A 9700-nucleotide genomic window follows, 5' to 3' on the forward strand; every position below is an offset into this window, starting at 1 on the left:
GCGCTTTCTCCTTACACAGGTTTCCGGGGTCTACGCGCCCGGATTGGACGGCCCTTCCCGCAGCGCAGGCCAGACCGCCAGCACATCACAGCCGGGTCGCGCTGCCCGATTGCACGCCAGCGGGGCCACGGCGGGATCTGCATCCGGAAGCACCCGCACTCGCACGCTAGCGAACCCTCAGAGCTCCGGCAGCCGGTCCGCGCCCCAGGTGCGGTGGATCAGCTCGGTGACGCGGCCGATCTCCGCCGCCGTGACAGACCCGGTCTCGCCGGGCTCGAGCGCGTCGAAGTGGAAGATGTACAACCGCGAGGCGAACTGCTCGAACGACAGCGAGGATTCGCCGAAGCGCTCGCCGCTGCCCGCGGTGCTCACCACCACGCCGTCTCCCCAGTCCTGCCCGCTGTCGTTGTTGGGGTTGAAGAAGTACACGCGCATGGTGTCGACCGGATCCAGCGCGACCCGCAGGATCGTGATGGCGTGCCAGCCCACAAAGCGGGCGGAGCTGTCAGTCACGGCCACGCCGGCGGGCTGCGGATGGATCAGCGGCTGGTTGCCGTTGTGGAACGGGTGGTAGCTGCCGTAGAAGTGCCGCAGGAAGTCGTCGAGCCCGGTCAGCCTGCCGGTGGCCACGTCCACGTTGATGCGGAAACCCCGGGCGGCCCACCAGCCGTGGAACTCCGGGTTGACCCAGCGGTGGGGATCGCCCTCGCGGTCGCCGCACTGCCGGCCCATCTCCGCGTAGATCCGGTCCAGGTGCGGCACCACGAGCAGGGACACCGGGTCGAGGTCCACGGGCAGGGTCGGGGCCAGGCCCGCGTCGAGGTCGCGGGAGGAGATCGGCCGGCCCTCGAAGTGCATGACGATCTCGTTGTCGCGCGCCGCCCACGCGATGGTCTGCAGCAGGTAGTCGGGATCGTTGTACGCCCACATCGACAGCGCCCGGGCGGACTGGCAGGTGGGGTTGTCGCCCTGCCCCACGCCCAGGGGCTGACCGAGCATCGACAGGGTTCCGGCGAGCAGCCAGACTCGGCCAGGATGGGCCGCGCCGAAGGCCAGGGCCAGGCGCTCGCTCCCCTCGCTATCCAGCGGCAGCGCCAGCAGCCGCCACAGTGCCGGCGCAACCGGCGGCTGGAAGAGGATCCCGCGCTCGAGCAGCAGGGCCAGGCCGTAGACGCACTGGGCAGTCTCGGGGTGCACGGCGGCGTTGATCAGCGCGTCGACCAGGCCGTGGAAGCACAGCAGGCTCTCGCGCCCGGTGCTCGACAGGCCCAGCGCCTCGCTGAGCAGGAAGCTGCCCTTCTCGCGGAGGAAGCGCACCAGCACTGGGTGGTAGGCCGAGACGAGCCCGGTGTCGTGCATCGAGCGCGCGAACCCGGCCGCCTCGTACTGCAGGGTCCCCTCGTCCATGGACTCCAGCCGCGAGCGGTAGACGTCCACACCGGGGTCCTCCCGGCTGGCCTCGGTGGTGCCGTAGATGCTGCTGATCAGGCGGTCCACACCGAGGCCGCCGCTGCTCATGTCCACGTCCGGGTCGTGGCGCGCCACGGCGATCTGCGTGATGGTCTGCTTGATGTGGTCGACCTGGATCGGGCGCTGGCGCAGGATCCGCCAGATCTCCTCGACCAGCTGGTCCAGCACGCTGTCGAAGCCGATTTCCCCCGCGATGTGCGTGAGCGCCGTGCGGGTCACCGCGGCCATCCGCCCCTGCTGCACACGCTCGGCCTCGGTGGCGGAGGTGAACAACAGCGCGGCGTTGGTGGCCAGAACCTCCTTGAGGTGCTGACGAGCCTGCTCCGGCGAGACATCTGCATGCGCGTACTCCCCCTGCGCGACGGCGACCAGCCGGAGATTGCTGACGATCTCCATGACGGCCGTGTCGGCGTCGGGACTGCGCAGAGAGCCGGTGCTCAGGGCCGGGACCAGGGAGCTCGGTGAGCCCCAGTCGCTGCCCGCGAACAGCCCCGCGGATTCGAGGTCCTGCGCCATCGACTGCACGGCCCGGGCGCCGCCCTCCTGCAGCAGCACCAACCGCAGGCCGTCAAAGACGCGTCGCCTCGTCGTCGTCGTTTCCAGGTCCCCCGCCGCGGCGAGCGCCCGGGTGGCCTCGACGAGCGAGGCCACCCGCTTGTCCAGCAGCCGCGTCGTGCCGGCCTCGTCGTTTCCCACGCTCAAGTCACTCCCCAGGTCTCGCGGCGGCGTCGCTCGCCCCCGACGGTCGTGTACGCGTCGACGGGTACCAGGACCCGTCACACGTAGAAGTCGAGTTCCTCCTGGCGGCTGAGCACGGAGCGCATCTCGTAGGCGTCGTCGCCGAAGAAGTAGAGCAGTCCCCAGTGGGTGCCGAACGCGGTGCGCTTGGTGACGGTCTCCTCCAGCGGCGCGGTGAGCTCGTGGGACTCGAAGTACGCGTGGTCCTCGGTCTCCTCCGGCATCGCGAGCGTGGAGACCACCCGGCGCCGCGGGTAGACGCCAAAGCAGCCGGCGTGACCGGTGGCGTCGACGACTTCACGCGGGAAGAAGGCGGTGATCTCCTCCTCGGTGGTCTTGGGGTCGAACGCCAGCACCAGGCCCTGGTAGGCGTTGAAGCCATACGCGCGCTCGAGCAGCTCGAAGACCTTGAACCCCGGCGGGCGGTAGGCCACCTCGCCGAAGTACATCTCGCCGTCGCTGGTGACAAAGTACTCGGGGTGCACGAAGCCGAACTTGATGTCGAAGGTCTTGATGAGCTTCTCGATCTGCCGGGTGATCTCCGGGCGGTACTTCTCGAGCTCCGGCGAGGCCGGCACGAACACCGAGTAGCCGAGCGTCACGTACTCAGAGATGTTGAGGAAGACGATCTTCCCGTTGTGGATCCAGGCCTCGACGGCGAACTCCCAGCCGTCCAGGTGGGACTCCATGAGCACCGGGAACTCCTCGTCCGGGATGGTGTCGACCTCGTCCGGCGTGCGGATGACCCGGTGGCCCAGGCAGCCGGCCTTGTCGAAGGCCTTAAGGTGGATGGGGTCGTTGGGGTCGCCGTCGAGCTTGAGCAGTGTCTGGTTGACCCGCTTGAGGAAGCGGATGACGTCGTCGCGCTCGTGGGCCTCCTCGAAGATCCCCACCCGGATCCCGCCGAGCTGCGCGCGGCGCTTCATCAGCGCCTTGTCCCGCAGCAGGAGCGACTGGCCGTACAGCGTGGGGTTGTCCATGAGCATGGAGTTGATCGCGCCCGCCCACTCGACGGTCTCCTCGAACAGCGGGATGGCCACGTCCACGCCCATGTCCTTGAGCGTCTCGGCGATCTCCATGGACCTGTCGTTGAGCCGCTCGAAGTTCCACGGGACAAACGGGATGTTGTGCAGCTGGCAGTACTCCGCCGCCCACTCCGGCGCCACCACCACGTAGCGCCGGTCGAACCGGTCCACCGCGTCGACCGCCGCCGGCGCCCAGCCCGGCAGCGCCACGTATCCCTTGTCGGGGTCGCGGCGTTTCGCATTGGGGTCGAGGGTGGTCTGCGGACTCGCGTCGGTGGTGGTCAGTTCTACGGTAGGGGTCTGCACGCTTGGGTGACTGCTCGGCTGGGATGGGGGGTGTGACACAAACCTACCCAAGAGTGCGTGGGCTGTCGCTTGAGAAGCCGGACGCACGAGTGAAGTCACGCGTTTGAACGCCGCTGGTCTTGGCAGCCACCGCTCGGGGCATCGCGCGACCGAATGGACGTGTAGTAACACGACTCTTCACGTCTTGATCCCCTAGGTTCCAGGTCAATCGGCGTTTTTCTCGGCCCTCGCGTGCTTCTCATCTGCGGAAGCCCGGCCAGAAGGCGAGGGGCGAGGGTGCCAGCGTGAGCAATCACGCCGACACCATCAGCGGTAACGGACAAACTGGACGACCACGAAGTACGCTTCGCTTACCGAGTGCTTTCTGCTTGAGGAATAGGAACCTTAGAACAGTCTAGGTTTCCCCGGCCCAGAAAGTACTCCGGTGCATCAGCACCCGGAAATTCGGAGATCACCTGATCTTCCGGGGCTAGACGCCGATCTGAATCCCACCACCCCGGGGGCGCTATCTCCACCGACCCGGCGAGCCCAAGGTACAACGATGCAGCTTGCTTCACTAGAAAATTTAGTTCAGGCCTACCGGAATGCCAAGGTAGACCTCTACTTCTCGTCCAATCCGCGACTATTCGATTTGGCGATCTACGAAGGGCGACTAGAACAGAACCTCTCCGAACTCCGAAACTTCATTAACTCGGATGACGAAACCTGGGTAACGGACAGCGAATTTGTCGGCTCGTTCACGCTAACGCCGAAATCGCTGAATTCTACTGCAGTCAAGAGCGACGAATCAACGATCTGGTCAGATCCCTGGGAAGCATGGAACGCCAACGTTTCAAGCCACGCAGTGGAGCGCCCAGTTGCCCAGTTCCGGCTCATGTCCAAGTGCAGCATCGACCTTCACGTTCTGTCCACCTTATGGATCCGCAACGTCGGCCACCGTCTAGACGAAAAGCTGGGCGATGCAGCGATGGGAAGCCGCCTCAGGAGAACATCAGACGGTGGGTTTAATAGTTTTGCCTCTGGGAGCTTTAAGCCGTATCTGCAGCCATATAAGAAGTGGCGAGACGGCGGCATCAATTCGATGACATCTGCATTATCGGAGAATAAGCCGGTGATCGCAATCACCGCCGACGCCACGTCATTCTTCCATACGCTGAACCCAAGCTTCCTTCTGCGCGAAGACTATCTCGGCGGTGTCTTGGGGATTAAATTAACGAAAGAAGAGGCTAAACTACACCGACTTTTTGTTCACGCGCTACTCGCCTGGGCGCGCGCGGTGTCAGCCCAGTTCTCTAATCCGCACGTCGGCATACCCGTAGGCCTCCCAGCAGCTGCCGTTGTTGCGAATCTCGCTTTAGTAGAACTAGATCGTGTCGTGCGCGACCAATATAAGCCTCTATACTACGCTCGTTATGTAGACGATATCCTCCTTGTAATGGAGGATTCTGAAGGACTTAGCAACCGACGGACCATAGGCAACTGGCTCATATCGCGGAGCAAAGGCCTTCTAACGACAATTCCGTCGGAATCAAATAGTTCCGCAAATCGGCGAACGATTCAGTTCACTCCGCACTACCTTTCCGACTCGCAGATCATATTCGAAAACCAGAAAAACAAAATTTTCCATCTGCGCGGAGCGACAGGCCAGTCGATGCTTGGGTCGATAAAGTTTGCCATCAATGCACAAGCCAGCGAGTGGCGATCCTTATCTTCAATACCTGATGATCCGGGCCGAGTGTCAGTCGCCATTGCTCGAGCGACAGGGGCCGATGGAGAGCCCGCCCAGTCACTTCGGGATACCGATAGCGTGTCAGCGAGGCGTGCCGGGTTCGCTATCAGACTGAGAGACTTTGAGTCGTACGAACGCAATGTCTCGCTCGATTCTTGGGCCGCGCATCGCGAAGCATTCGTGGACGCGGTTGCCAAGCAAGTTCTAACCCTACCAACATTTTTTGATCTAGCCCAGTACCTGCCGCGCCTGATTAAGCTGATCTCCGCCTGCAGCGACTTTGACTCGCTCATTGAGCTGATCAACTCAGTTGAGAGGGTTTTTTCAGCTGTCGTCGATAGATGCACACTGTCGGTAGCGGCACATTCGGTCCTACCGGTTAGCAAAGCGACGATTGCTGACGTGTGGGCCGAACAGATTGTCCGCGAGATTTATGAAAATGTCGCAAGCGGGATCGCAGGCAATATCACAAGCAACGACCTTCTCCGGATCACCACGATATTGGAACTGATTAGCCCGACAGCACTCCGAGACCTTTTCGGTGGTCGATCGCTGACCGATTGGCACAAGCAATTGTTTATCAGCGATCTAGCCCACGTTCCCTATCGGTTCCGGTTTCTCAGCCCCAACCTCGTCTCACAAAGAGGGATACCAGACGACCTAAGCGAGGAAATAATTCCCAGCGCACTACCATTACCGCCCGCAGTCGAACGCGGCCTAGACGCGTTCGCAGCTTTACCCGGGATGGTGGCACCCGCTCCCACCGACCCACGTAGCTTATGGATACAAAAGGCGATACCGTGGGGCTTGACGTTCGCGACTCGCCCCTTCAATATGCTCGAACTATATTTGACCCTACGCGATAACACGTCTAAATATGGGATAGTGCCGCCCGAGGTGGTTGAGGCGATACTAGTCGCCCAGCGAGGTTTCAAACCGTCGGGCTCGCTACCCGGCGGAGGCAACGCGGGACCGCCCGAGCCCGGCGTTCTTAATGTTCCGGCCAACATAGAGGGTGGCAAGCGTCGAGTTGCGCTTGCAATGGTTGACACTGACGCGGAGGTTGCCAAAAGGGCGGCCGTGGGGCACCCAGACCTGGGCCGCCAGCGGTTTGAGAACCTGACATCACTGTTCACCGAGCTCACGGGCCGGACTCCTCGGCCTCACTATGCTCTACTTCCGGAACTAGCAGTCCCGTCCACTTGGTTCATCCCCATGGCTCTGAAGCTGCAAGAACATGGGATCAATTTCATCTCGGGGATCGAATATCAGCCCACTTCTACTTTGGAGATAACAAATCAGGTATGGGCCGCACTTAAAATAGATGGCCAAGGGTACCCAGCAACATTTGTGTACCGACAAGATAAGCAGCGGCCGGCGCCTGGCGAAGAACGTCACCTACGAGAATTGGCCAATCTACGAGTAGCGCCCCGTATAAAGTGGGACGCTCCGCCGATAATTGCTCACGGAGACTTTAGGTTCGGATTGCTAATATGTAGTGAGCTTACAAATATAAGCTATCGGTCTGCACTGCGGGGCGATGTGGATGCGCTTTTCGTGCCTGAATGGAACCAGGACTTACGCACATTCGAAGCGCTCGTAGAGTCTGCAGCGCTTGATGTGCACGCATACATTGCCCAAGCTAACCACAGGAAGTATGGCGACTCTCGTATTCGCGCGCCGCGGTCCAAAGAATGGGAACGTGACGTAGTAAGATTGCGGGGTGGCGAACACAACTTCGTCGTCGTTGGAGAGATTGATTACTGGGCCCTCCGGGAGCACCAGTCTGCGCACGTTGTTCTGAATGGCGCATTTAAGCCGGTACCTGACGGTTTCCAAATCTCTAAGGCTCGTCGTCGGACACCAACCTCAGGCGGTAGGTGAGCCGCAGTTACCGTAGAGTGACATACAGTCGGAGGCAACACTCTCGGTCCGGCAGCGAGTTGGTCGAGGTTTGAGATCGGCTGCAGATGAAGAGGTGAGTGTGTCCACAATGTGCCGAGATAGCACTCCCGATCGCCGGCCCTAGAGTACCGACTCGCGCTATCTACCAGCAATGCTCGACACCACGAGGATCTCACTTGTAGAGATGCTCCGCGTCACCCAGAGAAGGTGACTTCGACATTGCGAACCGACACGAGCAAGTTTACCCGATGAGCGAGATGAACTGCGTGCAGGAGCTCTATTGGTTGCGCGCAAACGCTAACCGGTGCCGGCGTCGGTCCAGATCACTCTGCTGCCTCCGGTCCAGGTATGACAGGGATCTTCACATAGTGAACGGTGAACGCGGATCCGATGAGGCGGAACTCCTGGCGGTTGCGGCCGAAGTCGAACGGGTTGTCGCTCGGTTTCTGCCAGATGTCGAGACCCTTCCCCAGGTCGATGCGCCAGCCGTGGTTGGTCTCGATGCGGCGGTCGTGGATCGTGTCGTCGAGCCGAACTGCAAGGCGGACGCCAACCGCGTCGGACGCGTCCTTTATTGACTTGAGCATCAGCAGCTGTCCTTGTTTGAACTCGGCCTTTGGCTCTTCCTTGGTGATGAGCACGACGTCGATCTCGTCGGCGTCATTCTTGGCTGCGGCGAGAAGACTGAGCAGGTCCGCGAGATTGCGTCCCTGATGGGGCATGCGGATGTAAGGGTCCGTGATCGTAATTCTGGACGCGCCGCGGAGGTAAGGCAGAAGGAGCGTCTCATAGGAGACTCCCTTATGGCCGGCCGTGAAGTCCCGGTGTCCGTCGGCCAACGGCGAGGGCGCGGGCGCCGCGGGTACATCCGCCACAGACGCCGAGGAAATGGTGGACGGCGCGGGGGCCGGTGTCGGCCGCGCTGCCGTAGCTACGCCCTCTCCTGATCCGCCGTCGCCGTGGGACAAAGCGTCCCATTCCCGCCGATACAGCTGCGGATACTGGCTCTCTTCGAGAGTCGTGACGTCGTACCATACGTTTGCCTTATCGGCGTACCGGAAGTGGACGGGGGTGTCGCGCATGGTGGCGTCGATTCGCAGGATCGAGTCCTTGATGCGCTTTCGGCCCTCGATCGCGAACTCCAGCAGCGCACGGACCTCTTCCTCCGTGGCCTGGCCCGTCGGATGCACGAGCTTCATCAACCCAGAGAATGTCTTGCGGATACCGTCTTGGTCGCGCGTCGAGATCGAGTTGTCGAGTGTGAAGTACTCCTCGTACTTGTCTGAAAAGTCCTCAGACCGCTTCCCGCGTAAAATCTCGGCGAGGTAGTCGACGACGAACCCGTAGCCGGTGGAGAACATTTCCGACCGGATTGGGGCGACCTCCCAGCCGGGGATGTAGTGGTGGATGCGATCGAGCCAGGCGGGGTCGCGGTAGGCGTCGGGCAGCTCGTCGAACAGGTCGGAGTTCTTGAGCATGTAGGGCACGGTGTGCGTCGTGTTGCCGATGAAGGCCATCGAGGCCTCGGCTCCATAAATGCTGGTCCCGCGCGAAAACGACTTGTTCGCGAGATAATTTTTCATCACATTGACGAGATTCTGGTCGGTGCGCCGATTGGCGGCGAACTCGTCAAACGCGACGCAGTCCCAGTAGCCCACCAGCCCGATACGTCCACTGGCATTGTTTACGAACAGCTTCGCGACGGTGACCTCGCCGCCGGAGATGAGGATGCCGTTCGGGGAGAACTCGCTGAATGTGTGTGACTTGCCGGTGCCCTTCGGCCCGAGTTCGACGACGTTGTAGTTGCGCTCGACGAAGGGGATAAGGCGGGTCAGGGCGATGAGTTTGCCGCGCTCGTTGAACTGCTCGGGGTTGAGGCCGATCGACTGCATGAGCAGGTCGATCCATTCCTCCGCCGTGAACGCCTCACGCGCTTCATGGTAGTGGTCAATATCGACGCTGGCGACCTGGATTGGCTTGAGACTGTCGAGGATCCACGGCACGACGCGCTGGTCGTCGGTGTGGAAGTACTCGATGTCGCAGATGCACCAGACGCCCCCGACGAGGAGCTTCGGGTTCTGCTTGACTGTGACGTCGTCGATAATGACGCCTTTGACTTGGAGGTTCTCGAATTGCGCCTCGTGGACGTCGTTCTTCTCGTTGAGCGTGACGGTGACCTTGTCGATCACGCGGTGGCGGCCCTTGCGCCGGATCTCCGACTTCACGAGCATGTGTTCATTGCGGTTGACGTAGTGGGTCGCCAGGATCTGACGCACGCTTTCGATCCCGGCCTGGATCGTCGCCTCGTCGTCGGACGCGGCGTACTGACCAAGCAGGTACTCCAGCACGTACGACGGCACGACGGCGTTACCGCGGACCGCATTGACCAGGTCCTTACGGACGACAGCGCCGGCGAAGTGCTCGTTGATCTTATTGTCGAGCGCGGACTTCGTTGGGGCGGCACCGGTGGCCTCAGCAGCAGCGAGGACGTCGATCTCGCCGAGAGCGTCTTCGAGGTTTGTCATGA

4 protein-coding genes are annotated in these 9700 nt (G+C 61.7%); 1 reads left to right on the forward strand and 3 read right to left on the reverse strand.

Annotated elements, in window-relative coordinates; all coding sequences use genetic code 11:
* Window positions 1–177 precede the first annotated feature (177 nt).
* Together R4P08_RS16320 and R4P08_RS16325 are read right to left on the reverse strand one after the other, a co-directional pair.
* Window positions 178–2172: a hypothetical protein gene (locus tag R4P08_RS16320; protein ID WP_411741228.1), complete on the reverse strand. Its 1995-nt coding sequence runs from the start codon at window positions 2170–2172 to the stop codon at window positions 178–180.
* Window positions 2173–2246: 74 nt separating this feature from the next.
* Entirely contained in the window at window positions 2247–3287 is a 1041-nt protein-coding gene (locus tag R4P08_RS16325; RefSeq protein ID WP_317814984.1) for an acetyl-CoA carboxylase biotin carboxylase subunit family protein, read from the reverse strand.
* Window positions 3288–4080: 793 nt separating this feature from the next.
* Here R4P08_RS16325 and R4P08_RS16330 point away from each other — a divergent pair.
* Entirely contained in the window at window positions 4081–7152 is a 3072-nt protein-coding gene (locus R4P08_RS16330) for a hypothetical protein (RefSeq protein ID WP_317814961.1), read from the forward strand.
* Window positions 7153–7496: 344 nt separating this feature from the next.
* Here the strand turns inward: R4P08_RS16330 and brxL are convergent, their stop codons facing one another.
* The gene (brxL, locus tag R4P08_RS16335; RefSeq protein ID WP_317814962.1) at window positions 7497–9698 is read right to left on the reverse strand and encodes a BREX system Lon protease-like protein BrxL; all 2202 of its coding nucleotides are present in this window, start codon (window positions 9696–9698) and stop codon (window positions 7497–7499) included.
* Window positions 9699–9700 lie beyond the last annotated feature (2 nt).

Origin of the sequence: Rhodococcus sp. IEGM 1408 (assembly GCF_033142235.1) — a bacterium.
GTDB lineage: Bacteria > Actinomycetota > Actinomycetes > Mycobacteriales > Mycobacteriaceae > Dietzia.